3 protein-coding genes are annotated in these 1413 nt (G+C 66.3%); all 3 read right to left on the bottom strand.

Annotated features, from left to right (window positions below; all coding sequences use genetic code 11):
- A partial coding sequence (locus LQV45_RS32370; RefSeq protein ID WP_230011641.1) for a serine dehydratase beta chain occupies positions 1 to 133 on the bottom strand: 133 nt, incomplete at its 3' end.
- Positions 133 to 768 (bottom strand): sarcosine oxidase subunit gamma, encoded by a 636-nt coding sequence (locus LQV45_RS32365; protein ID WP_230011639.1) that lies wholly within the window; start codon positions 766 to 768, stop codon positions 133 to 135. The genes LQV45_RS32370 and LQV45_RS32365, both read right to left, overlap by 1 nt.
- A partial coding sequence (locus tag LQV45_RS32360; RefSeq protein ID WP_230011637.1) for an aminomethyltransferase family protein occupies positions 761 to 1413 on the bottom strand: 653 nt, incomplete at its 5' end. The genes LQV45_RS32365 and LQV45_RS32360, both read right to left, overlap by 8 nt.

Raw genomic sequence — 1413 nt, 5'->3', positions numbered from 1 at the left:
TCGCAGTGGAACTCAGTTGCCCGTCGCTCTTGAGCCCGTCGGCGAACCGCTTGGCCGCCCGCATCGGGCCGACCGTGTGGGAGGAGGACGGCCCGATGCCAACAGAAAACAGGTCAAGGACGCTGAGCGCCATCAGGGGACCTCGGTGGAGGCATATTCGCGCATGGCGTCGAGGAGCCAGCGGCCGAGGAACTCTGCGAAGGATGCCCGCGGGAAGATCCGGTAGGTCTCGTCCCCGGTCTTCCACAGAACGACGGGGATGCCGCCGATTTCCGTGGACAGGGCCGTTCCGGGCTGGAAGACGCGGGGGTGCAGGTCCAGGGCGCAGCCCTTCTCCAGCACGGCACTGGCCCGGGGTCCGGAGAGCTCGAGCGTGGTGCGGTTAGCCGAGAGATCCACCACCTGGCCCTGGCCGTCACCCAGTGCTGCGATGAGCGTCCGGGGGAGCTCACCGCCCAGGCTTTCGTGGGATTCGGCGGGGGCCACGAGCAGGAATTCTGCCGGCCCAAGCCACAGCACTGCGGTGTCGCCGCTGCCGCGGACTTCCCCGGAAGCGGAGGGCAGGCCACCTGTGAGGGCGCCCAGCCGCTTCCCTGCATCGCCGGCAGGATCGACCCGGAGCCCTGCCATGGTCAGGAACGGTACCTCGCGCAGCTCCACGGTGCCCGCAACGGATCCCGCTTCAAAAGCCATTCTCAGGAGCGACGCCGGACTCTTCCTGAGGGTCTGGATCTTCTTGGAATTTTCGAGTGCTGCAGTGTCAGCCATCTTTGCGGGCCCCTTCAGAGTCAAATAGTACGGTTTCTGCGACGATTACGTCCACGAGTTGGTCGCCGGCGGCGGCCACCAGGGTCTCGCCAATGCGGTTGCGGCCGTTCTTGATCAGGGCCAGGGCAAACGACCTGCCCAGCGCCGCACTGTGGTAGCTCGAGGTCACGAATCCCTGCATGGGCACGGGGCCGTAGGCGGGGTTGACGGTGATGCCCTGTTCCACCAGTTGGGTGCCTTCGGGGAGCCGGATGGTGCCGTCCACGGGGAGGACGCTGACCAGGTGTTTCCGGTCGGTGCGGCCGGCGTCCTTGCGGGTGTAGGAGCGTTTGCCGATGAAGTCCTTGACCTTGGACACGACCCATTCCATGCCGGCGTCCTGCGGTGTCACGGTCCCGTCAGTGTCCTGGCCGACGATCGGATACCCCTTCTCCGCACGCAGCACGTGCATGGTCTCGGTGCCGTACGGGGTGATGTTGAACTCCGCGCCGGCCGCCGCCACGGCTTCCCAGGTGCTCAGCCCGTACCAGGACGGGATGTTGATTTCGTAGGCCAGTTCGCCGGAGAACGAGATCCGGCAGACCCGGGCCTGGACACCGGATGCCAGGGTGGTTTCCTTGAACGTCATGAACGGGAAGGCCTCGG

The organism is Microbacterium sp. Bi128 (genome assembly GCF_918698205.1).
Note: the sequence above shows the minus strand (reverse complement) of the source record. Positions and strands in the feature narration are given on the sequence as shown.